Source organism: Desulfitobacterium sp., assembly GCF_982384815.1.
Genome location: NZ_CEVWNY010000012.1, coordinates 20,607 through 46,179, shown reverse-complemented (window position 1 = coordinate 46,179; position 25,573 = coordinate 20,607). Strand labels below are relative to the sequence as shown.

Sequence of the window (25,573 nt, the reverse complement as noted above, 5' to 3'; positions counted from 1 at the left end):
TAAAGAGTACGGTGAGGTGGTGCTTCAGGGTCAAGAAAAACTCAACGATGTTAAACATTGGGTAATAAAATTCAACCCCACGATCCAAAATCAGATCATGGAGAGCGGATGGACTGACTTTTCTTACATTGTGTTTATCGGTAAAGGAGATAAACTGATTCACCGAGTGATTATTGAAGCCAAAAGTAAGACTGATAAGCAGTTAATGTCTTTGATGATGGATTTTAAAGACTACGGTGAAAAGATTGATATTAATCTGCCAAACCTATAAGTAAAAAGATCAAACGAAAGGAGATTTGATTACTCTCTAAAGTAAACAATTTGAATGTCAATAAGAGGCTTTCACGGGGTAAAATCCAGGAGCCTCTTTCTAGTCTATCCTGAAAAAGATCCTTCGCTTATGCTCAGGATGACACCGCGCTATGTCATGCTGAACGCAGTGAAGTATCCTGACCCATAAGTACTTTTTTCATCCTTTCGATGGCGCCACATGTGGCATGGGAGTCTAATTTGAAAGTATAAGTTTTCAAGAATATAGTTAGTAATTATGGTTCCAGCTAATTTTCAAGGAATATAAGGTTTTAAGTGATGAAAATAACTAGATCGGAAAATGGAGGAAATTATAATGAGGCAGCAATGGGAAGATGGTATGATTCTTGATCATACACAGAGCGTTTGTCCGATCTGTCTAAAGGTCATTAAGGCCCAAATCGTGGTTCGCGACCAGGCTGTTTATATGGAAAAAACCTGTCCACAGCATGGAGCCTATACCTCCTATCTGTGGCCGGATGTGGAGCATTATCAATGGATGAGTCAGTTAAAATTACCGGCTATTCCCCCTCATTCTCCGATTTCTGCTAAGGACGGGTGCCCAAGTGACTGTGGGTTATGTGAGGCCCATCTGCGCCATCCAACCTTAGTAGAAATCGAGGTGACTGAAGGCTGCAATCTCCGTTGCCCGGTATGTTTTATGGCGGCCAATGATTTCCGCCCCGACCCTAATCCGGATTTAGCTGCAATAGCGGAAAAATATCGATATATTCTTAAGTATACAAGTCCCGATACCAGCATCCAATTAACAGGGGGAGAACCAACTACTCGTAAGGATTTGGCAGACATCGTTCGCTTAGGAAGAGAAATTGGTTTTCAAGCCATTGAAGTCAATACCAATGGGGTAGTAATTGGTCAGGATTTAGATTATATCAAAGACCTGGCTGAGGCGGGAATTAGCGGCATCTATCTGCAATTTGACGGTATGACGGGAGAAGTCTATGAGCAAATACGTGGTCGGAACCTTTTGCCAATCAAGCTGAAAGCCATTGAAAACTGCCGTGAGGCCGGTGTTCAGGTAGTTTTAGCGATGACGGTAATCGAAGGAATCAATGAAAACCAAATGGGACAAGTGCTGGATTTCGCCTTAGAAAACAGGGATGTGATCGTAGGGATCGCCTATCAACCGGCCTTTGGTTCCGGGCGTTTTGATGTGCCTTTGCTTAAAAGATTGACCATGGGCGATGTGATCTTTATGCTCGCTGAGCAAAGTAAGGGAATAATTGAGCCCTCGGACTTTTGGCCTTTGGGTTGCTCAAATCCTCTTTGCTCCACATCTACTTACTTAGTAGAAGATCAAGGGGGGATTCAGTCCCTTTCCAGGCGCCTTACTATCGAAGAATATATAGAGAATTTTAATCCGCAAAGCCCTCAAGGTTCGGTTTTTGCCGATATTGCCGGACTGAAGTATCCGGAGCTCGAACCGGGATTGACCATCCTAATTGAAAACTATATTGATGCAGGAAATATGGATCTGAAGAAACTTCGGGAGTGCAGCATGATTGTTGCGGGAAAAGGAGGCGGCTTAACTCCTTTTTGCGGTTATCAATTGACTAATATAAATGGTAAAAAACTGAAGGAAATAAATCAGACAGGTGAAGACTTATGATTGAAAGAAAAACTGTTCCAACCAACTGTCGTTTTTGCGGATATCAATGTGGGCTAACCGCCACTATAGAGGATGGCAAAGTGCGTAAAGTTCAGCCTGATGCAACGCGCTTTCCTAATAATGATGAAGTTTTGCGTGGTTGCAAACGCTGGCCCATGATCCCGGAAGTAATGGATCATCCTAAGCGGATCAATTACCCTTTAAAGCGGGTAGGGGAACGGGGAAGCGGCCGGTGGGAGCGAATATCCTGGGAGCAGGCCCTGGCTGAAATTGCTGAAAAACTTCAAGCCTTAAAAGAGCAATACGGCCCTGAAGTCCTGGCTACCAGTATCGCCGGTCCCCATACGACCTTTTGGCCCTTGCATCGCTTCTTGTCCCTATTCGGCAGTCCCAATAATGTGGGGATTGGTCAGATTTGCTGGAATCCGGGGATTTGGGTCAATACTATCACTTATGGCTGGCCGGTGGATATGGAATTAGATCCCGAGCTGACCGAATGTGCGATTCTTTGGGGGGTAAATCCTGCTCATTCGGATAACTCCTTGTTCTGGCATACAGTTAAGGAATTTAAACGGCGGGGAAAACCCTTGATCGTGGTCGATCCCCGTTACACGGAAACAGCCAGGGAAGCAAGCCTCTGGCTCCCGCTGCGACCGGGCACTGATGTGGTATTGGCCTTGGGTCTGTTACATGTAATTGTTGAGGAAAAATTATATGATGAAGATTTCGTGACTAACTGGTGCCATGGTTTTGATCAGTTAGAAGAACATCTTTCTACTTATACCCCAGCTTATGTGGAAGAAATCACCGGGGTAAAAGCGGAGGATGTGATTAAAGCCGCCCGTTTGTATGCACTAAGTACCCCATCTTGCTTGTATAGCGGCAGAGGAATCGACCAGCTGGGGTTGAATAGTTTTCCTGCCCACCGTGCGCTTGCTATCTTGAGGGCCATTACCGGTAATCTGGATCTGCCGGGGGCTTCCCATTTAAGCGAAATGCCGGATTTTTACCCGGAATTAGACCTTGAACTCAGTGAATCCTTTGCCGCTGCCGGTCCCCGCTCGGTTAATCAGGAAAAACTAAAACTTCAGTCCTATGAGGGATACAGCAAGGTTCGCGAGCAAAGCATGAAGCACAATAAACGGCTCCCCATGCGCTATATGACCTCTGCTCACCCCAACCGAGTATGGAAAGCGATGCTAAATGGAGAACCTTATCCTATTCGTGCCATGATTGTCATGGCCTCTAACCCCCTCCTGACCCAAGCTGATACCCACTTGATTTACCAAGCTTTGAAGAGTTTAGATCTACTGGTGGTTTTGGAGCTGTTCGAGACTCCTACCTCCATGTTGGCGGATTATATACTACCTAGTGCCGGAGTTTTGGAGCGTCCCCTTCTCGAGACTAAAGCGGGAGTGGCTAATATTGCCTACGGAGGGGATCAGGCCGTTGAACCTTATTACGAGCGGAAGCCGGATTATTATTTCTGGCGGGAACTCGGTGTGAGGCTGGGCCAAGCAAAGGATTGGCCCTGGGAAACTTATCAAGAGGCCTTGGGATACAGTTTATCCCCCCTTGGAATCACTTGGGAGGAGTTTTGCCAAACTGGGTTATACAGTACAGAAAATAATTACTTTAAGTTTCTGGAGCAGGATAATTGTGGAAACCCTCAAGGTTTTGCGACCATGAGCGGGAAGGTAGAAATCTTCAGTGAATTGCTTGCATCAATGGACGAGGACCCTCTGCCAAAGCCACGACACTTTCCGCAAGTCAATGGGGATTATCCATTGCTCTTGATGACCGGGGCCAGATTCCAGCCATATTATGCTTCCAGTTACCACCAACTAGAGAGATTTAGACGTATGCATCCGGAACCGATAGTTGAGATGAGTGCAGAGACCGGTAGAAAACTTGGTCTGGAGGAAGGATGTTTTGTCTATGTAGAGACAGAGCGGGGCAAAGCACGATTCATGACAAAATTTATCTCCATGTGCGATAATGTTGTCAGCGTGGAATATGGTTGGTGGTATCCTGAAGCCAAAGCCGCTGAACCGGAGCTGGGAGGAATCTGGCTCTCTAATGCCAACCTTCTCACCAGTGGTGATTTTGAAACTTCCGACCCGCTGATTGGGACCTGGACCTATAATGGTAGTCCCTGTCGACTTAGAAAGGCCTAAGAAAAAAGTTGTTAAATCTTTTGTTAGCTAATCAGACTCCCATGCCGCTTTGCAAAGATTCTTTTACAAACCACACATGTGAATTGAGGCGCAAGATCTCTTTATAATTCCATTTGTAAATAAGATTTTCCAATATAGTTTATGTCAAAATGAAATTATTTTTCTCCAAAATGGAATTCAGGAAGTTAAAATCAGAATCTATGGATACGTGAAAATGGGTATTTAGTGTAAATCTAGCTCTTTCCGAGAGTGGCACGAATCTTGCAATAGCAATAAACGAGAGACCACATTAATAATTAGAATTTCAGTTAAAAGCTAGTTATGCAGTAAGATTCATTACAACGAAGGAGGGTTAAATTGCAAAACATGGCTTTAACAATTGGCTTCGGAGAATGCCGGGATGAAGACCAAATCTTTGAAATCTTAACCGAGTATGAGATGGGTGTACCTGGCGATATCAGTGAAGTAATGGTAGTAAAAGAGGAACGAGGGATTATGGCCGTAGCCAAGATTTCCGAGTTTGATGATGGTCAGTTTTTTTTGGAAGTCATCGGGGTAAGGTCAGATCTCCGCTCCCAAGGGGCAGGAAGATTTCTTCTCAGTTACATTCTAAAAAATCCGTGGGAATGCTGCAAATATCCTCTAACCGAACAAGAGACTCTAGAAGGTTATTCTGTCTCAACTTTAGCTCGTGGTTATGCCCTGGGCTTTTACCTTAAGATGGGATTTGTACCCTGTACTTTAGAGGAAATACCGGAGTGGTGCGGGGACCAATGTGAGGAATGTCCCAATTGCGACGACTGCCAACCGGTGCCGATGATTTATTTTGGAGGGAAAGATAAATGAAAAAAGCAATATTAGTATTTACAAAAGTGCCTAGAGTCGGGGACTGCAAGACACGTTTAACCGAAGCTCGGGGAGGAATCTTAACTTATGAAGAGGCCACTAAGTTTTATGAGGCCTGCTTACTGGATGTGATCGATGTCTGTCTGGCTGTTAAAGAAGCGGACTTCTGGATTTGCTATAACCAAGAAGGAGATCGTGCTTATTTAGACAACCTTTTGACCCAAGTTAACCATCCGGAAAAAATCGCTGGGGTCTTCTCAGATCAGGGCGGAACCTTTGATGAGTGCATGCAATATGCTTCTGACTATATTCTGAAGTCAGGGTCCGAGGAACGTTTAGCAGATGCTATCTTAATCAGTGGGGGAGACTTGCCCACCCTCCAACCCTATATCCTCAAGGATGCGCTCAATAAACTCGAGGTATTAAGCAAGAGCGAAGCAGGCCAAAAGGTCGCCTTGAGTAAAATCCAAGCCCAAGATGGAGCCTATATCGGAGCAGCTTTAGTAGAGGGATCTTGCCAGGAAGGCGGTTTCTCAATTGTAGGACAGACCTGTACCACTAAATTCGACTACTACTCCGTTTTCTATAACAAGAACGGAATCACTGCCTTGGATATGCTGGCCGCCAAAGCTGCCGAGGAAGATCTTCCTTTGGCTTATGTTGAACAAGTTCCTGATATCGACATTCCCGTAGATCTTGCTAGTCAACTGCCAATGTTAAGGGTCATCGAGCATGCTGCTAAATTCGACGATTCCCTGGTGGTACCCCGCAGAACTATTAATATCTTGAACGAGATGGGCATTGAATCTGTCGCTTTACCACCGGAAAAGAAACAAGCTTAAATAAAAAAGCCTTTAAGGTATGGGGGTGATGGATATATTACCGTTATTTACTCCTTATCAAATTAAGGATTTAAAACTTAAAAACCGCATAGTAATGGCTCCCATGGCCTTGGATATCGCCACAGAGCAGGGAGCAATAACCCATAAAGTAATAGAGCATTATCGGATGCGGACCCGTGGGGTAGGAATGATGATTATTGAGCATACCTATGTTAACCCCGAAGGAAAAGCCCATCCATGTCAGTTAGGAATCTATGATGATTCTTTGATTCCCGGGCTGGAGCATCTTGCAGCTGAGATTCATGAGCAAGGTGTAGCTGTTGGAATCCAAATCAGCCATGCTGGGGCGAGAGCCCTAGATTATCCTTGTGGTCCTTCCAGTATTCAATCCCAATATCTTAGCCGCTTTGGCGGTAGGGATAAACATACCTATCGGGTTCTACCTAAAAAGTTAGATAATGATAGTATGAAGGATATCGTCATGGATTTTGCCCGGGCAGCCCGTAGGGCTCAAAAAGCAGGATTTGACTTTGTTGAGATCCATGGTGCCCACGGCTACTTGCTCAATCAGTATTATTCTCCCTTAACTAACATTCGCCATGATGAGTATGGGGGATCTTTGGTGAGGCGGTTAACCTTTCCTATCGAAGTGGTTAAGAAAGTAAGGCGGGCAGTAGGTAAGAATATGCCAATCTTTTACCGACTGGGGGCCGATGACCGTTTGCCCGGCGGTACGACCTTAGAAGATAGCATCCTTGCAGCTCAAGCCTTGGAAACGGCCGGCGTAGATTGTCTTGATCTCTCTGGGGGAATCTCTGGTTATCTACTAAATGGAACCGAAGGGTTTTTCGCCTACATGGGGGAAGCCATCAGGCCTCATGTTAATATCCCGGTAATAGTCACAGGTGGGATCAAAACAGGGAATAAGGCCAATGAAATAATCGCTAAGGGAGCCGCAGATTTTGTTGGTATAGGGCGTGCTCTGTTGAAAGAAAATGAATGGGCCTATAAAGAATGGATCAAGATGGGCTCTGGTGAGCATCCCTATAAAGCAATCTAACTAGGAAGACATTAAAGCCATTAGGAGTGGAAAATATTATGAAAGCCAAAAGACTTTGTTTAGTTATGCTGGTGATAATCGGCCTAGTCCTGACTGGTTGCGTAGGCTCTAGTGGTACAACAGGGGTTAAGACTAATCCTTCGGATAAAGACTGGGAAACAGTCTTAGCTGATGCCAAAGGGAAGACCGTTAACTTCTATATGTGGGGCGGTGATGAACTCACCAACTCCTGGGTGGATAACTATGTAGCTCAGAACATGAAAGAGCTGTATGGAATTACGGTTAACCGCGTTCCCATGGGGCCTGATGAATATCTCAACAAACTCCTTGGGGAGAAGCAAGCGGGAAAAAATGAAGGAACTATCGATCTCTTATGGATTAACGGGGAGAATTTCCGTACTGCCCGGCAAGCTGGTTTACTCTGGGGACCCTTTGCCGAAAAAATTCCTAATTACCAAGCATATGTGGATCAAACAGCCCCTGATATTGCTTTTGACTTTGGTTACCCTGCGGAAGGCTATGAAGTTCCTTGGGGAAAAGCCCAATTCGTCTTTGCTTATGATACTGCTAAGATCCAAGAACCACCGAAATCCGCAGCCGAACTTCTGGAGTGGGTCAAGGAAAATCCCGGACGCTTCACTTACCCAGAGCTTCCCGATTTTACCGGCAGTGTTTTTGTCCGTCACCTAATGTATGAGCTTTGCGGCGGTTATGAGGCATTCCCGTATACGGAAGAAGTAGATCAGGCAGCTATGGACACTCAATTAGAACCATTATGGGCTTATTTCGACGAAATGAAGAGTTATCTATGGCGTGAAGGGAAAACTTACCCCCCCACAGTAGGTGGTTTACATCAAATGTTCCAAGACGGTGAAGTAGATATTACCATGACCTATAGCCCAGCCTTAATCTCCAGTATGATTGAACAGGGACTTTTGCCGGACACAGTTCGCACCTATGTCTGGGATAACGGAACCATCGGTAACACACACTTTTTAGCCATTCCTTTTAATGCACCTAATAAAGAAGGGGCCATGGCGGTAGCTAACTTCCTTTTGAGTCCTGATGCGCAATTAAGTAAGTATGAACCAATTAATTGGGGAGACTTAATTGCTCTTGACCTAACCAAACTGGAAAGGGAGGCAATTACTAACCTTGAAGCCATCGATCAAGGGATTGCCACTCTATCCCCAGAAGAACTCCAAAGCCACAGCCTACCGGAAATTGCCGCAGGTTATATCCCGGTGATCGAAGAGCTCTGGAAAAAGAGAGTCGTGCAAAATGTTAAGTAAGCACAGGAGTAGAGATACCCTGAAAGGGTATCTCTACTTAGCCCCGGCTTTGGCTGTAATCTTATTTTTCTTCTTGGGAGGATTCCTGATTGCCTTTGTGCAAAGTTTGGGGTATTTTCCTGTCATTGGCCTGGAGGAGTTGTCTCTTCAGTACTATAAGGAAGTCTTTCAAGATCCGGAGTTCCTCGCATCCTTAAAATACACCTTCCATATTTCCTTAATTTCCACAGCTATAGCAACAGTATTCGGAACCTTATTAGCTTACTATTTCTTAAAAAATGCTCAACAGAGTCGCATTATTGCTTTTCTCTATAAAGTGCCTATTGCCGTTCCCCATCTGGTGGCTGCTTTGATGCTCGTTTTTATTCTTTCTCAAGGAGGAGTTATTTCCCGCTTATTTTTAAAGATTGGTTTAATAACGGATACTGGTTCATTTCCTGCTATTTTTTATACCCAAAATGCTATCGGTATCATTTTGATTTATATTTGGAAAGAAGTCCCCTTTGTTACCTTTATGGTTTATACGGTTATGCGCAACATCCATACTAAATTAGGGGAAGTAGCGGCCAATCTTAAAGCCTCCCCCCGGCAAGTTTTTCTTCATGTGATTCTGCCCTTAAGTATGCCCAGCATCATTTCTGCATCGGCCATTGTCTTTGCTTTTTCCTTTGGGGCTTTTGAAATCCCTTATCTTTTAGGAGCCACCTATCCTAAGACCTTACCCGTCTGGGCTTACTTGAATTTTATCTCAGTGGATTTATCAGCACGTCCCATCGCCATGGTAATTAATATGATAGTTTCCTTAGTCTGCACGCTGCTGATCTTCATCTATTATCTATCTATGCGCAAGTATCTGAAGAAGTGGAGTTAGAGGAGCTGTCCAGTAATCATAGAGGTGAATATGTGGAACTTAAAACCCTTGCGATCCATAATCAATTTAGCAATCCTGATGGCCATTGTTTTTCCTTTTCTGGTCCTGGTGGTTTGGTCCATTAGCCAGGGCTGGGATGCCAATGCCCTTTTCCCTAAAGACTTCGGATTAAGAGGCTGGGGGTACCTTTTTTCTCCGGAAAGCAAGATGCTCTCCAGTCTCGGGACTAGCACCTTGATTTCTCTCGCAGTTACTGCTTTGGCCATAATCTTTAGCATCCCAGCCGGCAAAGCCCTAGGGCTCTATGAATTTAAAGGCAAACGTATCGTGGAAATCATCGTTTTAGCTCCTTTGATTATACCTACTATTACCGTGGGTATGGGAATCCAAATTGTTTTTATTCGCTATGGTCTAACCGATACAATCCTCGGGGTAATTTTAGTTCATTTGCCTGTAGCTCTGCCTTATGGGATTCGAATCTTCGCCAGCATTTATAAGGCACTGGGAACAAAATGGGAGGAACAGGCCAAAGTGCTCAAGGCTAAGCCTTGGCAGCGCTTCTGGTATGTCACTTTACCTTTTCTATATCCAGGTCTTATTTCCGCCGGGGTACTTATGTTTAATGTCTCTTTTAGCCAATACTTTTTAACTTATCTAATTGGCGGGGGGAAAATCCTCACCTTACCCATTCTGCTTTTCCCCTTCATTAATTCCGGGGATCGAGTGATTGCTTCGGGGTTAGGCTTAATAATCGTGGCTGCTTCCTTGATCTTTATGTATATCATTGAAAAAATGGTTGCCAATCCGGACCAAGATACAAACTTCTACTACTTATAGTCTAATAGACATTATTTGTTGCAAAAGTGGGGAGATACTATGCCGAAAATTACTCTAAACGGACTCACAAAATCCTATGCAGGGAAACCGGCTGTCGATCAGGTAACTATGGATATCGCCGATCAGGAGCTTTTAGCACTGGTGGGACACTCCGGCTGTGGCAAGACTACTTTGCTCCGTGTTATCTCCGGACTGACCGCACCTGATCAAGGCAGCATTTGGATTGATGGGGTGGAGGTTACCAAACAAAAGGCTGAAGAACGGGATGTAGTGATGGTCTTTCAGGATAATTTACTTTTTCCTCATCTAACCGTAGCCGAAAATATCGCCTTTGGCTTGAAAATGCAAAAGGTCCCCCGTAAAAAAAGAGCTGCCAAAGTGGAAGAACTTTTGGAACTAATGCAGTTGCCGGATTTGGGTAAAAGGTATCCTTCAGAACTATCAGGAGGACAACAGCAACGGGTGGCCTTGGCCCGGGCCTTGGCACTGGAACCTAAAGTTCTGTTAATGGATGAACCCCTATCCAACCTAGACCCTAAGTTAAGGGATGAGTTAAGGGATCTCATTTTACGGCTCCATAAGCAATTGCAGATGACCACCATTTTAGTCACCCATGATCGTGATGAAGCGATGATGATGGCCGACCGGATTGCGGTCATGTATTATGGGAAGCTCCTACAAGTAGACCAACCTATTAATATTTATCGCCACCCGGCCACTCGGGAGGTGGCCGGTCTTTTTGGCCAATGCAACTTTATCCCCGGTCTCTTAAGGAATGGAGAGTTTCAGACAGATAGCTATCGTTTTACAGTACCTGCCCTTAAACGGGGAGGAAGAGTGGAGGCTTGTATTCGCTCTGAACATATCAAAATCATTAGACCCAGCACTGATCGCCCCACCGGGGTTATCTTGGAGAAAAAATACGTTGGGGGCCAAGGTATCTTAAAAATCGCTGTTGGGAATCTGATCTTCATCGCCAGAGGCAATAACTATTTCGATCTGGATATCGGCAATCAGGTAAGTCTGGATATCGATTGGTCCCAAGTATCCTTTACTAATGAGAAGCAAGTTGCCAGCGATAAGCATTCCTGCGGTTAGGAGGGGAAATAATGCTGCATGAACAACTAACAAGCAAGATTAGAGCTTATGTGAACAGAGCGGAATTCAAAGAAGCCCTTCGCATCCAAGGGCCGGTTGATGTGCAGTTTCTCGCTCAAGGTGAGTATAACCTGAACTATCTGCTCCAAGCCGAAACTAGGAAATTAGTCTTTCGTCTCAATACCGGTAGCCAAATGAATCTTGCTAACCAGATTGGCTATGAGTATCAGGCCTTGGGCCTTTTGCAAGATTCCGGAGTCACTCCCATTCCTTTATACCTAGATGATCAGCAACAGGAGGTGCCTTATGGCTGCCTAGTGATGGAATACCTGCCCGGTGAACCATTAAATTACACTAGGGACTTGGTCATGGCCGCCGAGACTTTTGCCAAAATTCATAGCCTTCCATTTCCGAAGGAAAGTACTGACTTTTTAGTTCAAGCAGAGGGGCCTTTCTCGGTTATTTATAAAGAAGCCGGGTCCCTGCTTAAAGTCTATTTTGAATGTTCGCGAGGGGATTCCCAAATAAAAAGATACCTAGAAAAAGTCTTGCGGGCCGGTAACGATAAAAGAAAAGAAGAAGGGTATTTTCTGACTAATCCTGGGCGGGCTGTCATTAACACTGAGGTTAATTCTCATAACTTTATAGTGAATCGCTCCCAGGGAAGCTGTCATCTTATTGACTGGGAAAAACCCATCTACGGGGAGCCGGCTCAAGATCTCAGTATGTTTTTGATACCGACCACGACTTTGTGGAAGAGAGATACTATTTTAACCCCCGAGCAGGAGGAGCTCTTTCTTGAAAGCTATCTGCGGGCTTATAAGGCCTATTCCCAAGGGCAGCAACTCAAAGAATTGGGCAAACAGAGTAACGTATTGGCTTACAGAGATTTTTACCGGCAAGAGGACTTGGGTCTAACCTTGCGGGATCGGATAAAAAGTTTTAAATTTTTTAATCTGCTCCGAGCTATAGCTTGGTGTGCCATGGCTTGGACGGAATACACCAAACCAGGGCGTCCTTTGGTCAATCGAGAGACTTTCGCGAAAATACAGTTGTATTTGGAAGAAGATTTTATCAAAAAATGTTTTCCGGAAGTATTTTACTAGTCAGCTTTCATTTCGTATAAGGTTCCAAAGAGGAAGTAGGTGGTAAACTATGAATTATGCTATAACTAAAACAGTGTCTCAAGAGATGCCCCAGCAGAAGAAAATCATCTTCGACTGCGATAATACCATGGGAATTGATGGTTGTGACGTAGATGACGGGCTGGCCCTGCTCTATCTCCTGGGGGCAGGCAATTCTAAGTTATGTGGGATCACTACGACCTATGGCAATAATACTTTGGAGGCAGTTTACGCCAATACCAAAAAAATGCAGGAAGAACTAGGGCTAAAGGAAATACCGGTATTGAAAGGTTGTCCACAGAAATCTAATCTTCATACTGCACTTGAAAGCGAAGCCGTGGATTTTCTGGTTCAAACCGTTAATGAAAACCCCCATGAGATTTCTATTTTAGCGACGGGATCTTTAACCAATCTTTTGGGAGCTTATCGGAAAGATCGAGAAATCTTTCGTAAAGTAAAAGAGATTGTGATTATGGGAGGGATCACCCAAGAGCTGGATATCAACGGTAAAATAATGGACGAACTGAATTTGTCATCTGATCCGGCGGCCTCAGAACAGGTTTTAAAGGAAGGTGGGAAGGTCTCTGTCATTACCGCTAACAATTGCCTGGATGCCTACTTTAGCTGGGAAGAGTACGTTGAAATTTTAGAATCCAGCAGTTTGCCTATTTCTGCATATATTTTACAAAAAAGCTGTTGCTGGTTTGGGTATATGATGAACCAATATGGCTTAAACGGTTTTTATAACTGGGATGTAGTAGCCGCAGTATATTTATTGAAGCCTGGGCTTTTTATCGATGATTATCAGGCATTTGCACCGACTCGTGAGGATCAGGCTATCGGTCTGCTTAAACAACCCTTGGACAAAAGTGAAGGCACAATAATTAGTGTGCCAAGAATACGGAATATCGAAGCATTTAAAAAAGAGGTCTATAGGGCTTGGCTGAGCTTTAAGTTCAGCGTCAACTAAAATACCATTTCATCCTGAGCGTAAGCGAAGGAACTAAAACCCAAGCTGATCTCGATAGTGAGTTCTGCTTGGGTCTTTTATAATTAATCCGTTTACCGGGTTTCCTTCCTAATGATTGGTTGAAACTTACGGCTTCTCTGAAAATAAAGGACGAGTGCAAAAACCAAAGCACCCAGGGCATCCAGAATCACATCCCACATTGTATCGCCAATACCAATGCCTTGATAAAGGGTACCGAAGGTTTGGTCCATGGAAAATTCGTAGATCTCCCAGACCCCTCCACAGGCTAAGGAGAAGGAAAAGGCAAATAAGGCAGCCAAAATGCGACCTGGACGAATATCTTGCTTTTGGCTGGGATCGAGGAACATGAGGATTAAGAAGCCCATATGGGCAAAAATATATCCTGATGATCCGTGAAGCATTTTATCCCACCACCAAAACACGTCGTAAAAGCGGTTGCCGGTACCCAGGAATACGGAGGCATAAATGAAGATAATTAATACTGTAAGAAAGCTGCGTGGGATCTTTAAATTATATTTAGCTTCCAAGCGAAAAGGGATGGACATAAAAATAAGAGTAAGCACGCTCATTCCAGCCCCTAGCCATTTTAAGTTAGCGAGATGGATAAAAAACATAGGCACTACGGTTAAACTAAATAAAATGTATAGCCAAAAGACAACAGGTCGTTTCTGTTTCATTATTAACTCCTTTCATTCAATAAAAGCACTTAATTTAATAGCTTCTAAATTGGAGAGCTGCTTGATCTAAACAGCTTTCTTGCTTAGATTCCTCATAGTGGGTATAATTTCCTTAGATGAGTGATTTAATTCAGTTTGAGGGGAAAGAGCAGGGAATCACCCAAATACCCTGCTTTTACTATTATGCTATTTGTTGAGGGGGGTAAGCAAGTGAAAACTGTTGTTATCACAGGAAGTACCCGAGGTTTAGGTTTATGTATGGCAAAGGAGTTCTTAAAAGCGGGCTGCAAAGTCACAGTTTCCGGACGAAATGAAGCTTCACTGACCGGTGTTAAGCAAGAGTTGGCTCAATATGGGGATAAGGTACTTTATGTACCTTGCAATGTACAAAAGAAAGAGGAACTGGAAAACCTATGGCAGAAGTCAGCTGCTAAATGGGGCGCTGTGGATATCTGGATTAATAACGCAGGACAAAATACTCCCTATGAATTGGCTTTCGATACTGATCCCGAATATGTTGATAACCTCATCGACACCAATATCAAAGGTATGATATACGCTTCCCAAGTGGCGGTCAAAAACATGCTTGCTCAAGGTAAGGGTCAGCTGTGGAATATGGAGGGGCTGGGATCTAATAATATGATTCAACTAAGAACCATCCTTTACGGTACCACTAAATGTGCCTTAACCTATTTTACTAAAGGCTTAGCTAAGGAAATTGCCTCTACTGGCAAGCCTGTATTAGTGGGACGCCTTTCCCCAGGCATGATGTTGACGGATTTTATCACCAAGACCCCTCGGGGAGAAAAATCTCCGGTATTGAAAAGCGAATCTTTCCGTAAAATATTTAATATCCTCGGCGATAAACCTGAAGATGTAGCCGCCTTCTTTATCCCGCAAATCCTTGTTAATCAGAAAAATGATGCCCATATCGTCTGGTTAGACAAATGGAAGTCAATGAAACGCTTTGCCCTCTACCCATTTCAGAAACGCAAATTAATCGAGTAATCCGAAGGGAGTAATCTATAATCTATGAATCAAGTTTTAATTCGCACCCACCAATTAACCAAACGCTACGGTGACGTTCCTGTGGTAAATAACCTTAATCTCGAAGTTAAAGGAGGAGAAATCTTCGGCTTTCTCGGACCCAATGGAGCAGGTAAAACTACAACTATTAAAATGTTAACCGGTCTGATGGAGCCTAGTGCGGGAGAAGCAGAGATCTGTGGCTATGATATTCGCAAACAGTCCACCCAAGCTAAATCCCTGATGGCTTATGTCCCGGATCAGCCGAAACTATATGGTAAACTCTCCGCCTGGGAATTTCTCCAGCTGATGGGGAACCTTTATCAGGTTCCTAAAGAGGTAACCCGTAGGCGAGCCGAACAGCTTATGGAGATGTTTGGCTTACTTGATCGGGCAGATGAACTTTTGGAGGGTTACTCCCATGGTATGCGGCAAAAAGTTGTGCTGGCCTCCGCCCTCATTCATCAGCCGAAGGTCATTCTTTTGGATGAACCTACTGTAGGACTAGATCCGGCTAGTGCCCGCCTCTTAAAGGATGTCCTCCAGGAATTGGCTAAGCAGGGTGTGGCAGTCCTTGTTTCCACTCACATTTTAGAAATCGCGGAAAGAATGTGTCATAGGGTAGGAATTCTGCAAAAGGGAAGACTCATAGCTCAAGGCAGCCCTGAGGAATTGCGCCGGAAGGTTGGCCATGGCGGGGATAGCTTAGAAGATATTTTCTTAGAGCTGACAGGTAGTCAGGATAATGAAGATTTGATTAAAAGCCTGGAGGGGGATAACCAGTGAAAATCCTTTTACCGCCTCCCTTAGAGGGACCCCTCCAAACCCAGTCTTTTCTTCAGGACTTTATGCTTTTGTCGAAAAACCAGCTACGGGTGTCCTGGAATAAGCTAAGGTATCGTCCCAAAAGGGTCATTTTCGCCACTTTTATTGTTGCTATTGCCATCTTAGGTATGATCTCCTCTTTGGGTGTTATGGCCTTCGGTGCCTTAGGATCGATCTCGTATGAAGTTTTAGAAGGTTTTCTTTCCTTAATCTTTCTAGGTGGTTTAGTTAGCCAGATCTTCTTTGGTATTACCGCTGCCTTTGCGGCTCTCTATATGTCGGAAGATTTAGAGCTGCTCTTCATGGCACCGGTCTCCTTAAAAGCGGTCTTTGCCGTTAAGTCTCTTAGTGTAATCGGGAGTAATTTCGTGGCAGCGGCCTTTTTCGTGTTCCTGCCGGGAATTTTCTATGGCCTATTCTTTCAAGCGGGAGTGTGGTTTTATCTCCTTGTTATCTTAGTGGGTCTGGGATTAATGACCCTTGGCACGGCTATTGCCGAGCTTCTTAATTTGATAGTAATGCGGATTGTTCCTCCTCATCGCAGTAAAGAAGCTGTTGGCTTCATCGGAGCTTTGGCAGGAATCATGATTGCTTTGTTCTTTCAGATTCCCACCATCATGATGGGGAGAGGGGGAGAATTTAATTATACCGCTTGGCTGGCGGGAAATGAACAGATGTTAAGTCTCATGAACCTTTTTCCTTGGGGCTGGGGTGCCCAAGCTTTAGTGGCCGGTATGTCCGGAGAGTTCCTTAAGGGTCTGGGTTTTAGTATTTTGATTCTTGCCCTTGGGGTTTTTATGTTTATTCTGGCCTTCACCCTCTTGGAGAGAGGATTTCGCAGAGGCTTTATCTCCCTAAGCCAGGGTGAAGGGGGCCGCCGCCGGTCGAGGGGACGCAAAGGTTGCAAAGACAGCGAAGATAGGAAATTCAACCAACTAAGTCAACAGAGGCAAACTGAAAAGGCGTCTTTAGGATTCTTTGCTACCATGCAGGATGAAATCCTGCCAAAAGCCTCCCCTTTAAATGGAATGTGGGCTGTGGCTAAAAAAGACTTACTTTACCTAAAACGGGATACTAGAGAGTGGTTTGGCTATCTTACGCCCTTAATTATCATGGCATTTTTCATTGCGCGCTATATTTTTGATGCTAATCCGGGGGCTCAAGGCTCTTTGGTAACGGTTTTTGTCATGTATACCATTATGTTCAGCGGGAATATGGCCTTGCAATCCTTTGGTCGCGAAGGAGAATCCGATTGGCTTTTGAACAGCGTCCCACTCTCCGGCTGGCCGGTGGTTTGGGGAAAACTAATCGCAGCGGTACTACCCACTTTGATCCTAATGGAAGCCTTATTAGCAGGAACCGGCATAGCAATTGGCTTAAGTCTAAAAGCGATTTTAGCTTTAGCTCTCGGAGCCGTTTTCCTTTCCATGGGTGCCAGCAGTATTGGACTTTTTTACTCCATCAACAATAGTCGCTTTAACCCTGATAGTCCTCAACAGCGTATTTCGCCGGGAGCTTCCCTGTTTATGTATCTGATCAACATGATATTTATGCTCTTTTTGTCTGTGGGGATTATCTACCTATTCCGCCCGGATGAATTGGTGGTTGTGCTTCAAGGACTTCCCCCCGTAACTTATGAAGGAGGCTTCTGGTCAGGGATAATTTACGGACTATATTTATTGACCCGTCCCTTGCTCTGGCCCACGGTTATGAGGGTTCTTACCGGCATTTTGGTCACCATCGGTATCTGGGCAGCTATGTTCTTTGGCTTTATGGCTGCCACCGTTCGCCAAAGTCGCAAAGGCTTCCGAGTGGAGATTGTCACAGGTAAGAAAAAGAAGAAGAAGTAGCTGCAGCGGAAGTAAGCTCTTACGATATTTGATTATTTTCTGGTATTCTAGAATTAGCTACTATATAATAAAATTAGAAGCTTGGTAATACATGATTTGCTATTATTGAGGGATTAATATTTGGGAATTCTATAATGACGTGAAGAGTATTCAGCATGAAATTGAGGTGAAGATATGCTAACCTTTGGAATGATTTCTCCAACTGTAGCCATTATTGTTCTGATTATTGCCCTACTCATTTTTGGCCCAGGAAAGCTTCCCGAAGTGGGCAAGGCCATGAGCAAAAGTGTCAACAATTTTAGAAGAGAAATGAACACTGTGGACGCGGAGATTATTAGTGAGGAAAAGACCGTAAACAAACAAGAGGATAATAAAGAGGAAAAATAGTAAACGAATAGATCACATAGACGAAACGGCTAAGGCTTTAAATTAAGCGATAGCCGTTTTTTTGACTGAGTAGGTGGCATCTAACCAAAAGGTGGAGCTTCATCGAGAGATTCCCGGCGCAGCTACCGAATGCCCGGGACGATACTTCCCGGAGGACTTATTCAGAAGAGAGCTGCGGGAAAGGTCAAGTCCATAGTGCTAAAACGCTAGGTAAATATGCCCATTGCTTTGCCATATTTACGAATGTTATATTTAAAAGACCATCTTGAGCAACCTATAATTGCAACAAGAGATAGATGATTGAGAAGGAGATACAGAGGATGGATTCAAATAAAACATGCGTATTTTGCAATAAGGGTGGGCAATTGATACATAGTTCAGAACGAAATTGTTATGCCCACTCCCAATGCATTGTGTCTAACTTGGGGAAAGATAACCAACTTGCCATCGCCATGGCCAAGGAATTTGACATGATCCCGAGCTACAGCCAGTGCGGCTCCGGGTGTGAAAATTGCAAGGACCGCTGGTGCGGTAGGTAAAGGGACTTATATGGAAAGGCTTAGGAGGATAACCGTTGGGTATATGTTCCTAAGCCTTTTTTGGCTATTTAGGCGAAGAAGCTCAGGCAATCCTTGATAAAGCCCGTAACTTATTGGAAACTGAACATATTGTCCAGGATAAGCTCAAAGCCGGTGCCACTATCGGTCAATTGATCAACATAGATGAAGTGTTTACAAAAACTTTTGCTTACCAGGAAAAAGCGGTAGAGAAGAAGTAAAATCGATTTTCCACAGTGTTTTTGAAGTTTATAAAAAACAATATTTGGATAACTAAAGCGGAATACCTAGGCCATCTCTTGAAAAGTACCTCAAGAAGATGGCTTTTCTATTTAATAAGCAAAGCAGCACCTCCTAACTACGAACAAAGTCGAATATTACAACATAATGTAGATATAATTATCTTTACAATTTAGAAGATTAAATATAATATAAAAACAACAAGTATACTTGTATATACACCTATAATTGTTTAAGGGGGTAATTTTGTTGAGCGAACTGGCTAAGAAACTTGGCGAATTGGATGAGGATGCTGTTTTAGCGGAAGTACAAGCGTTAAAGGAACAAGGCGTTCCCGGTCTAGAGATCATTCAGGAATTACAGGTGGGAATGCAAACAGTCGGTCAAAAATACGAGGCTAAAGAATTTTTTCTTTCAGAATTGATTATGTCAGCAGAGATTTTCAATGAGGCCATTGAATCTCTTGAGGATCTATCCGGAACAAATCAATCAGATCTAGGTGTTTTTGTTTTAGGCACCATCTATGGCGATATTCATGATATCGGTAAAAATATCGTCAGTACTGTTATGAAATGTAACGGCTTTGATGTCATCGATCTCGGGGTCGACGTACCTACGGAAAAGTTCATCGAAGCTATTAAAGAGCATCAACCTAAAGTAATTGGTTTCTCTTGCCTACTTACCACTGCCTTTGAAAACATTAAGACTGCTATTGAAGAGATTGACAAAGCAGGATTGAGGAAGGATCTCAAGATTCTAATCGGTGGTGGTCCGGTGGATCAAACAGTATGTGACTATGTTAAAGCAGATGCAGTCTGTAAGAGTGCTCAAGAAGCTGTGGACGTAGCCCAAAAATTTATTGCCTAAATAGCAATTAAATTTAGCAAATCGGATCGAAGAGGAGGCACTCCAATGCTCATTGTTGGCGAATTGATTAATACTAGTCGTTCAGAAATTAAGACCGCTGTCTTAAATAGAGATGCCGAAACTATTCAAAGAGTGGCAAAGGCCCAGGAGGAGGCAGGGGCGAGTTATCTGGATGTCAATTGTGGTAGTTTAGTGGAACAGGAACTTGAGGCTATGGCCTGGCTTGTTGATACGATTCAAGCGGTATCCGGCTTACCCCTTAGCATTGATAGTCCAAGTGCAGTAGCTTTAGCTGAAGGATTGAAGCGGGCTAAGAACGGCCAGCCAATGATAAACTCAATTTCCGATGAATCTGAGCGTTGGCAGAGTGTGCTACCTCTGGTTTTGGAATACAAGGCAAAAACTATCGCACTCTGTATCGAAGGGGCAGGAATGCCAAAGGGACTTGAGGATCGCTTGCGAATTGCGGATAAGATCATCAACAAGCTTACTCAAGCCGGAGTTCCTTTGACAGATATCTATATTGACCCTCTGGTGACACCCATAAGTACCGACCAAAAAACCGGAAAGATTTTATTAACGGTTATCCGAAAAATTATGGAGGATTATCCGGGGATTCACACGATCTGTGGCTTAAGTAATATTTCTTACGGATTACCTGCCCGTAAAGTCTTAAACCGCCTTTTTATGGTTCAAACCATGAGTGCCGGAATGGATGCCTATATACTTAACCCTACGGATAAAGGAATGCTGGGATCTCTAAAGGGTTCCATGGCCTTACTTGGCTTGGATAGGCACTGTCGAGCCTACAACAATGCCTATCGGAGTGGTCTTTATGACGAAATCTAAGATAGCATTTCCAAAACTGTGTAAAAGTTAGGAGTGAATTAAATGTCAAATGATAAGTTATATCAAGAGCGTAAAGAAAGAGTTGCGAAGGCCGTGGCTCTCGAGAAAACAGATCGAACTCCTGTGATACTTGAATTTTCGGCTTTTGCGGCTAGAGTACAGAATATGACAGTAGCTGAATATGCCAGCAGCAGCTTAATCTCTGCTCAGGCAATGATTGAAACAGTAGAAAAAGTTGGTGGAGCAGATGGTGTTGACTATGGAAGTTGGTTTAAATATGGTTTGGGCCTGATATGGCTAAGTAAAGTTAAGGTGCCCGGTGAAGAGCTTGCAGAGAACGAATTATGGCAGATTGAAGAGCAAGAGTTGATGAAGCAAGAAGACTATGACCGAATTGTTGCTGAAGGCTGGCCTAATTGGCATTTGTCCTATATACAAGAACGTCTTGGTTCTAACATGCTTCCATTAATTATGGCTGATGCGCAAAACGCCCCCAAAGTTATGGAAATGTGGAAAAAGGCCGGTATACCTCAATTGACTGGTGGTGCCGGTACAATAACGACAATTCCATATGAAATGTTTTGTGGAGGACGATCCTTCAGTAAGTTCGTTCGTGACTTATTTAAAATACCGGATAAAGTTCAAGCTGCTATGGACGTTGCATTACCCTATATGACATCTCAAAGCATACCTAATTGCAAGAATCTGGGAGCAAATTATATGTGGCTAGGGGGCTGGCGGGCCGCTAGTGAAATGTTGTCTCAGAAACAGTGGGATCGCTTTGTTTTTCCTTATTACGAAAAACTAATTTATGAAGTCCTTGATGCAGGAATTACTCCCATTCTCCATTTTGATTCAGACTGGACCCGTGACTTAGCGCGTTTCAAAGATTTCCCGAAAGGAAAGATCATCTTTGAAATTGATGGTATGACGGACATCTTCAAGGCTAAAGAAATCTTAGGCGATACTATGTGTATTATGGGTGATGTATCCGCATCTCTTCTTTCACTGGGTACACCCGATGACGTTCATAAATACTGCCGAAAATTGATCGATGAAATCGGTCCTACCGGCTTCATTCTGCATTCGGGATGCGATATTCCGATTGATGCCAAATTAGAAAATGTTCAAGCGATGGTTGCAGCTGTAAAATCCTAAAAGATGCTAAAAATGGACAAAGGCAGTTTTACTGCCTTTGTCTACATTACTTAAGGAAGAAGGTCATTATGAAAACTCGAGAATCATTTGTCCCAGCTTATTTTCAACTTGCTGAGGATCTAAAGGAAAAGATTTTTTCCGGGGAATTGAAACCTGGAGACGCCTTACCCTCGGAAACACAATTAGGTGAGCAATACGGTATTAGTAAAATGACTGTGCGCAATGGTTTAAGACTTTTAATAGAGGAAGGGCTAATTGAATCTTTTCGAGGTAAAGGAAGTTTTGTTGCTCGCCCTAACCTAAATGAGCTTATACTAAAGCTTTCGGATCATGATTTAAAAAGTACAAATAGCAACGATAGTATAAAATTTCTCGGCATCAACATAGTTTCTGCCGAAAAAAGGATTGCCCAACTACTTAGTATTAAGCCGGAAAGTAAGCTCATTCGCTTCCGTAGACTCCTCTTTGTCGGCAATGAGCCTGCTGCGGTAGAAGACCGTTATCTAACTTATCAAAGGGGTCAGCCCCTCGTCGAACAAGAAATCAATTATGCTGACTTTCCCGAAGCAGTGGCCAACCATACCGGGATCGTAACCGAGCGTAACCAAGTTACTATTACCGCAGTACCCTTACCCCAAGTTGAAGCAGAATTATTAGAGGCAATGGCAGGAATTCCAGCCTTAAAGATTGAACAACTGGTTTATGGTAGAAATGACATCCCATTAGGATTATCCATCATGGTTTGTCATGGGGAAAAGTATCATCTCGCTGCTTCAACAAGAAGCTTTTTCAGTTAAAGGATCTTCGGATTAGGGGAGATGTACGATTATGGTTGAAAGTATGCTTGCTGCCGCGGTAACCCGTCTTGATGTCGATAAAGTGCTTTCTCTAGCGCAGTCGGAAATGAACAGTGGGAAAGATTCCATGACAATCATTGAAGAAACACGCCAAGGAATGACCCAAGTTGGGAATTTATATGGCCAGGGAAAATATTTTTTGGCAGATCTTATGATGTCGGCAGAAATATTTAATGATGTTATTGGTCTGGTGTCGGGTAATACGGATATCACTAAACGGGTCAATCCTTCAAAGACCCTCTTATTCGGTACTGTGAAAAAGGATATTCATGATATTGGCAAAAACCTGATGATAAGCTTACTGCGTTTCAATGGCTTTAATGTCATCGACTTAGGGGTGGATGTATCCCCGGAAAGATTTGCTGAAGCCTGCATTGAACACAGGGCTTCGATTGTTTGCTTATCTGGGCTGATTACCCAATCCTATGATTCTATGCGCTTAACTGTTCAGGCCCTCGAAAAAATAGGTTTAAGACCGGGGGTAAAAGTAATTATTGGGGGGTTAGTCAACGAACAGGTAAGACAATTTACCAAGGCCGACTATTGGGTAAAGGACTGTTCGGAAGGAGTTAAGCTTTGTTCTTCCCTTTTCAAGATTAAGGAACGTCAAGAAATATCCTGAGGATGATTGAAATGAAGACAATAATTATCGCTTGCCATACAATAAAGGACGAACTCAACACAGCTATTGAAGAGACTGGATGTGAATACCCGGTTTTATGGGTAGAATCCGGCTTGCATCTCTACACAGATACTTTAAATAAGCGGCTACAACAGGAACTTGACCGTATTTCTAACGTGGATCAGGTATTAATGGCTTTTGGTTATTGTGGTAACTCCTTACTAGGGTTAACCTCTCCTTTTTCCCAGTTGGTTTTCCCCCGGGTAGATGACTGTATCAGCCTATTATTGGGTTCTCAACAGGCAAGAAGAAAGATATCCGAAGAAATGGGTACCTATTATCTAACTAAAGGTTGGCTGGAATTTGAAAATAACATTTGGCAGGAATATCAATACGCTATAAAACGCTATGGTCGGGAAAAAGCTGAACGCCTTTTTAAGCAAATACTCAATCATTACCGCCGTCTTGCGATCATCGACACAGGGGCTTATGAGGTCTCAGACTTTCTTGAGATAACTCAAGTGATTGCCAATACCCTGAAATTGAACCATCAGGTTGTACCCGGTTCCATACGACTTTTGAAAAAGTTGCTTACCGGTCCATGGGATCATGAGTTTGTGGTGGTTTCTCCGGGACAATCAATCACCTTAAACCATTTATGCCTTGACAATTCGGAACCAATGTTACAGACCCTGATGAGTTTTGCGTAATTATTGAAAATGATGAGGATTTCGGATGAGGTATTTGCAATGAGTGAGGATATTAACAGGGAAATCATCCTTGAAGGGAAAAGAATTATCCCAGTAAAAGATAACAAGTGGACTTTAATGGATGCACTTACAGCTTTAGGCATTTTTTTAGAATCCGTTTGTGGTGGGAAAGGGACTTGCGGCAAATGCAAGGTGCGAGTTTTGAGTGGGCAGGTCGTGAATAGTACTGGAATTCCTGCAAAACCAGAAAAAGATGGTTCATACCTAGCTTGTCGGGTTTACCCGGTAGGACAGGTACACTTAGATAAAATCACCCCCAAAGGAGTTACGGCTAAAGGAAAAATTGGCCGAATCCACATCCCCTCCAAGCATAAAATGCCCATGCTCAAAAAGTATGTTGTGCGACCGACTTATCCCACCCTGGCTCACAATTACTCCTTACAGGATATGATCCAAAGAGAAATAGGAAAAGAACATGAATTCGATGTGCTTGCCCTGCGAGATCTCGCCCAAATAGCACCGACTAAAGCAAAAGAATACACCGTAGTCTGTCTTGACAATACTGTCACAGCTGTGGAGGTAGGGGATAGTCTAGCTACCTTTTACGGAATTGCTTTTGATATTGGAAGTACGACGGTTGCCGGTATGCTCATTGATCTGAATAGTGGCGAAGTAGCAGCTGCGGCTGCCGAAACTAATCCTCAAACCGCTTTTGGAGCTGATGTGATATCACGAATCAAAGCAGCAGGAAAGCCAGGAGGGCTGGATCAGCTTGCTGATCTTATTCGTAATTGCCTAAACAGCCTTATTGAAAAGCTATGTACGGCCCAAGGGATTAGGAGAGAGAATGTCTATCTGGCGACCATTGTGGGCAATTCCACCATGGAACATCTTTTAATGAGGATTTCACCCTCTAATTTAACAATCCCTCCCTATGTTCAAGGTTTTAGAAATTTGCCACCACTTCGTCCCGAAGAAATTTTCTTAGAGATTAATCCGGGAGGACGGGTAATTCTGCTCCCCAATATTGCGAGCTTTGTCGGTGCGGATACAACCGCCGCAATCATGGCCATGGATCAGGACCTAACAGAGAAGCTCACATTATTAATTGATTTAGGAACAAACGGAGAAATTGTCATTGGTAATCAGAAGCGGATGATCGTGTCCTCTACAGCAGCCGGACCGGCTTTTGAAGGGGCACAGCTGAGCTGTGGCATGAGGGCAACCGATGGTGCCGTCGATGATATAACCATTACCGAGGATGTAATAGTTCGAACGATTAATGATAAAAGACCCGTGGGAATATGTGGGTCAGGGATTATCAAAGCACTGGCAGAAATGGTTCGAGCGGGAATTATCACATCTTCCGGACGATTTGTAAGCGGCAGTCAACTTTCTAAACTTCCTAGTAAGCTCCAATCAAGGATAAGAGAAAGGGAGGGGCAGCGAGAATTTGTCCTGGTTTTTGCCGAGGAGAGCTCAACTGGTTCAGATATTGTGATTACTCAAGGGGATATCCGCGAGATTCAACTGGTTAAGTCCGCAATTTGCACTGGTTCCCAAATATTGATGGAGGGATTCGGTGCTAATCCGGAAGATATAGAGCAGGTCCTCATCGCCGGTGCTTTTGGAAGCTTTGTTGATTTAGATAGTGCCTTAGCCATTGGCTTAGTCCCTATCCGGGAACGTCATAAGGTCCGCTCCGTCGGTAATGCTGCCGGGGAAGGAGCTGCCAAAGCTTTACTCTCAGGTTATAACCTTAAACGTTGTCGATCAATCGCTGAGAAAGCTGACTTTATCGAGTTAGCCAATAATCCTGACTTCCAAAAGAGATTTATTACCAATTTAGCATTTCCGGAGGTGCAGTAGGC

At 43.7% G+C, this 25,573-nt stretch carries 24 protein-coding genes and 1 pseudogene; 24 read left to right on the top strand and 1 reads right to left on the bottom strand.

Going from position 1 to position 25,573, the window contains the following annotated elements:
* From AC1U9U_RS03880 to AC1U9U_RS03825, 12 genes and pseudogenes are all read left to right on the top strand, one after another.
* Positions 1 to 271, top strand: a pseudogene (locus AC1U9U_RS03880) (hypothetical protein); the annotation flags it as partial.
* A 354-nt stretch (positions 272 to 625) separates the two neighbouring features.
* Positions 626 to 1,939, top strand: a complete 1,314-nt coding sequence (locus AC1U9U_RS03875; RefSeq protein ID WP_479959232.1) for a radical SAM protein — start codon at positions 626 to 628, stop codon at positions 1,937 to 1,939.
* A complete protein-coding gene (locus AC1U9U_RS03870; RefSeq protein ID WP_479959231.1) occupies positions 1,936 to 4,116 on the top strand; it encodes a molybdopterin-dependent oxidoreductase in 2,181 nt (726 codons plus the stop codon). The genes AC1U9U_RS03875 and AC1U9U_RS03870 overlap by 4 nt, the downstream gene beginning before the upstream one ends.
* Before the next feature lie 366 nt (positions 4,117 to 4,482).
* The gene (locus tag AC1U9U_RS03865) at positions 4,483 to 4,962 is read left to right on the top strand and encodes a GNAT family N-acetyltransferase (protein WP_479959235.1); all 480 of its coding nucleotides are present in this window, start codon (positions 4,483 to 4,485) and stop codon (positions 4,960 to 4,962) included.
* Positions 4,959 to 5,804: a TIGR04282 family arsenosugar biosynthesis glycosyltransferase gene (locus AC1U9U_RS03860; protein WP_479959230.1), complete on the top strand. Its 846-nt coding sequence runs from the start codon at positions 4,959 to 4,961 to the stop codon at positions 5,802 to 5,804. The genes AC1U9U_RS03865 and AC1U9U_RS03860 overlap by 4 nt, the downstream gene beginning before the upstream one ends.
* Positions 5,805 to 5,832: 28 nt before the next feature.
* Positions 5,833 to 6,864, top strand: coding sequence for an NADH:flavin oxidoreductase (locus AC1U9U_RS03855; RefSeq protein WP_479959229.1), 1,032 nt, complete (start codon positions 5,833 to 5,835; stop codon positions 6,862 to 6,864).
* A gap of 38 nt (positions 6,865 to 6,902) precedes the next feature.
* Positions 6,903 to 8,156: an ABC transporter substrate-binding protein gene (locus AC1U9U_RS03850; RefSeq protein WP_479959228.1), complete on the top strand. Its 1,254-nt coding sequence runs from the start codon at positions 6,903 to 6,905 to the stop codon at positions 8,154 to 8,156.
* On the top strand, positions 8,146 to 9,027 hold the full coding sequence (locus AC1U9U_RS03845; protein ID WP_479959227.1) for an ABC transporter permease: 882 nt from the start codon (positions 8,146 to 8,148) through the stop codon (positions 9,025 to 9,027). The genes AC1U9U_RS03850 and AC1U9U_RS03845 overlap by 11 nt, the downstream gene beginning before the upstream one ends.
* Before the next feature lie 30 nt (positions 9,028 to 9,057).
* A complete protein-coding gene (locus tag AC1U9U_RS03840; RefSeq protein ID WP_479959226.1) occupies positions 9,058 to 9,864 on the top strand; it encodes an ABC transporter permease in 807 nt (268 codons plus the stop codon).
* Between the two features lie 39 nt (positions 9,865 to 9,903).
* Positions 9,904 to 10,962, top strand: coding sequence for an ABC transporter ATP-binding protein (locus AC1U9U_RS03835; protein ID WP_479959225.1), 1,059 nt, complete (start codon positions 9,904 to 9,906; stop codon positions 10,960 to 10,962).
* Between the two features lie 11 nt (positions 10,963 to 10,973).
* Positions 10,974 to 12,068, top strand: a complete 1,095-nt coding sequence (locus tag AC1U9U_RS03830; RefSeq protein ID WP_479959224.1) for an aminoglycoside phosphotransferase family protein — start codon at positions 10,974 to 10,976, stop codon at positions 12,066 to 12,068.
* A 49-nt stretch (positions 12,069 to 12,117) separates the two neighbouring features.
* Positions 12,118 to 13,056, top strand: coding sequence for a nucleoside hydrolase (locus tag AC1U9U_RS03825; protein WP_479959223.1), 939 nt, complete (start codon positions 12,118 to 12,120; stop codon positions 13,054 to 13,056).
* A 92-nt stretch (positions 13,057 to 13,148) separates the two neighbouring features.
* Here AC1U9U_RS03825 and AC1U9U_RS03820 read toward each other — a convergent pair whose 3' ends face one another.
* The gene (locus tag AC1U9U_RS03820; RefSeq protein ID WP_479959222.1) at positions 13,149 to 13,754 is read right to left on the bottom strand and encodes a DUF2238 domain-containing protein; all 606 of its coding nucleotides are present in this window, start codon (positions 13,752 to 13,754) and stop codon (positions 13,149 to 13,151) included.
* Positions 13,755 to 13,964: 210 nt separating this feature from the next.
* Between AC1U9U_RS03820 and AC1U9U_RS03815 the strand changes: the two genes are divergently transcribed.
* The 12 genes from AC1U9U_RS03815 (at position 13,965) to AC1U9U_RS03760 (ending at position 25,571) form a co-directional block, all read left to right on the top strand.
* Positions 13,965 to 14,762, top strand: coding sequence for an SDR family NAD(P)-dependent oxidoreductase (locus AC1U9U_RS03815; RefSeq protein ID WP_479959221.1), 798 nt, complete (start codon positions 13,965 to 13,967; stop codon positions 14,760 to 14,762).
* Positions 14,763 to 14,786: 24 nt separating this feature from the next.
* Complete coding sequence (locus AC1U9U_RS03810; protein ID WP_479959220.1) at positions 14,787 to 15,566, top strand: ABC transporter ATP-binding protein; 780 nt, start codon at positions 14,787 to 14,789, stop codon at positions 15,564 to 15,566.
* A complete protein-coding gene (locus tag AC1U9U_RS03805; RefSeq protein WP_479959219.1) occupies positions 15,563 to 17,455 on the top strand; it encodes a putative ABC transporter permease subunit in 1,893 nt (630 codons plus the stop codon). Before AC1U9U_RS03810 ends, AC1U9U_RS03805 begins: the two co-directional genes overlap by 4 nt.
* Positions 17,456 to 17,629: 174 nt before the next feature.
* Entirely contained in the window at positions 17,630 to 17,842 is a 213-nt protein-coding gene (locus tag AC1U9U_RS03800; RefSeq protein WP_479959218.1) for a Sec-independent protein translocase subunit TatA/TatB, read from the top strand.
* Positions 17,843 to 18,494: 652 nt separating this feature from the next.
* Positions 18,495 to 18,620 (top strand): hypothetical protein, encoded by a 126-nt coding sequence (locus AC1U9U_RS03795; RefSeq protein WP_479959217.1) that lies wholly within the window; start codon positions 18,495 to 18,497, stop codon positions 18,618 to 18,620.
* Positions 18,621 to 18,885: 265 nt separating this feature from the next.
* A complete protein-coding gene (locus tag AC1U9U_RS03790) occupies positions 18,886 to 19,506 on the top strand; it encodes a cobalamin B12-binding domain-containing protein (protein ID WP_479959216.1) in 621 nt (206 codons plus the stop codon).
* 45 nt (positions 19,507 to 19,551) lie between these two features.
* Positions 19,552 to 20,355: a methyltetrahydrofolate cobalamin methyltransferase gene (locus AC1U9U_RS03785; protein ID WP_479959215.1), complete on the top strand. Its 804-nt coding sequence runs from the start codon at positions 19,552 to 19,554 to the stop codon at positions 20,353 to 20,355.
* 42 nt (positions 20,356 to 20,397) lie between these two features.
* Positions 20,398 to 21,513 carry a uroporphyrinogen decarboxylase family protein gene (locus tag AC1U9U_RS03780; protein WP_479959214.1) on the top strand — a complete coding sequence of 372 codons (1,116 nt, stop codon included), beginning with the start codon at positions 20,398 to 20,400 and terminating at the stop codon, positions 21,511 to 21,513.
* Positions 21,514 to 21,581: 68 nt separating this feature from the next.
* A complete protein-coding gene (locus tag AC1U9U_RS03775; RefSeq protein ID WP_479959213.1) occupies positions 21,582 to 22,310 on the top strand; it encodes a GntR family transcriptional regulator in 729 nt (242 codons plus the stop codon).
* A 31-nt stretch (positions 22,311 to 22,341) separates the two neighbouring features.
* Positions 22,342 to 22,992, top strand: a complete 651-nt coding sequence (locus AC1U9U_RS03770) for a cobalamin B12-binding domain-containing protein (RefSeq protein WP_479959212.1) — start codon at positions 22,342 to 22,344, stop codon at positions 22,990 to 22,992.
* A gap of 11 nt (positions 22,993 to 23,003) precedes the next feature.
* Positions 23,004 to 23,702, top strand: coding sequence for a DUF1638 domain-containing protein (locus tag AC1U9U_RS03765; RefSeq protein WP_479959211.1), 699 nt, complete (start codon positions 23,004 to 23,006; stop codon positions 23,700 to 23,702).
* A gap of 39 nt (positions 23,703 to 23,741) precedes the next feature.
* Positions 23,742 to 25,571 carry an ASKHA domain-containing protein gene (locus AC1U9U_RS03760; protein WP_479959210.1) on the top strand — a complete coding sequence of 610 codons (1,830 nt, stop codon included), beginning with the start codon at positions 23,742 to 23,744 and terminating at the stop codon, positions 25,569 to 25,571.
* Positions 25,572 to 25,573: the final 2 nt, after the last annotated feature.

Coding starts and splice junctions, on each gene's coding strand:
- AC1U9U_RS03875 (WP_479959232.1), top strand. CDS start 626: ATGAGGCAGCAATGGGAAGATGGTATGATTCTTGATCATACACAGAGC.
- AC1U9U_RS03870 (WP_479959231.1), top strand. CDS start 1,936: ATGATTGAAAGAAAAACTGTTCCAACCAACTGTCGTTTTTGCGGATAT.
- AC1U9U_RS03865 (WP_479959235.1), top strand. CDS start 4,483: ATGGCTTTAACAATTGGCTTCGGAGAATGCCGGGATGAAGACCAAATC.
- AC1U9U_RS03860 (WP_479959230.1), top strand. CDS start 4,959: ATGAAAAAAGCAATATTAGTATTTACAAAAGTGCCTAGAGTCGGGGAC.
- AC1U9U_RS03855 (WP_479959229.1), top strand. CDS start 5,833: ATGGATATATTACCGTTATTTACTCCTTATCAAATTAAGGATTTAAAA.
- AC1U9U_RS03850 (WP_479959228.1), top strand. CDS start 6,903: ATGAAAGCCAAAAGACTTTGTTTAGTTATGCTGGTGATAATCGGCCTA.
- AC1U9U_RS03845 (WP_479959227.1), top strand. CDS start 8,146: ATGTTAAGTAAGCACAGGAGTAGAGATACCCTGAAAGGGTATCTCTAC.
- AC1U9U_RS03840 (WP_479959226.1), top strand. CDS start 9,058: ATGTGGAACTTAAAACCCTTGCGATCCATAATCAATTTAGCAATCCTG.
- AC1U9U_RS03835 (WP_479959225.1), top strand. CDS start 9,904: ATGCCGAAAATTACTCTAAACGGACTCACAAAATCCTATGCAGGGAAA.
- AC1U9U_RS03830 (WP_479959224.1), top strand. CDS start 10,974: ATGCTGCATGAACAACTAACAAGCAAGATTAGAGCTTATGTGAACAGA.
- AC1U9U_RS03825 (WP_479959223.1), top strand. CDS start 12,118: ATGAATTATGCTATAACTAAAACAGTGTCTCAAGAGATGCCCCAGCAG.
- AC1U9U_RS03820 (WP_479959222.1), bottom strand. CDS start 13,754: ATGAAACAGAAACGACCTGTTGTCTTTTGGCTATACATTTTATTTAGT.
- AC1U9U_RS03810 (WP_479959220.1), top strand. CDS start 14,787: ATGAATCAAGTTTTAATTCGCACCCACCAATTAACCAAACGCTACGGT.
- AC1U9U_RS03800 (WP_479959218.1), top strand. CDS start 17,630: ATGCTAACCTTTGGAATGATTTCTCCAACTGTAGCCATTATTGTTCTG.
- AC1U9U_RS03785 (WP_479959215.1), top strand. CDS start 19,552: ATGCTCATTGTTGGCGAATTGATTAATACTAGTCGTTCAGAAATTAAG.
- AC1U9U_RS03780 (WP_479959214.1), top strand. CDS start 20,398: ATGTCAAATGATAAGTTATATCAAGAGCGTAAAGAAAGAGTTGCGAAG.
- AC1U9U_RS03775 (WP_479959213.1), top strand. CDS start 21,582: ATGAAAACTCGAGAATCATTTGTCCCAGCTTATTTTCAACTTGCTGAG.
- AC1U9U_RS03770 (WP_479959212.1), top strand. CDS start 22,342: ATGGTTGAAAGTATGCTTGCTGCCGCGGTAACCCGTCTTGATGTCGAT.
- AC1U9U_RS03765 (WP_479959211.1), top strand. CDS start 23,004: ATGAAGACAATAATTATCGCTTGCCATACAATAAAGGACGAACTCAAC.
- AC1U9U_RS03760 (WP_479959210.1), top strand. CDS start 23,742: ATGAGTGAGGATATTAACAGGGAAATCATCCTTGAAGGGAAAAGAATT.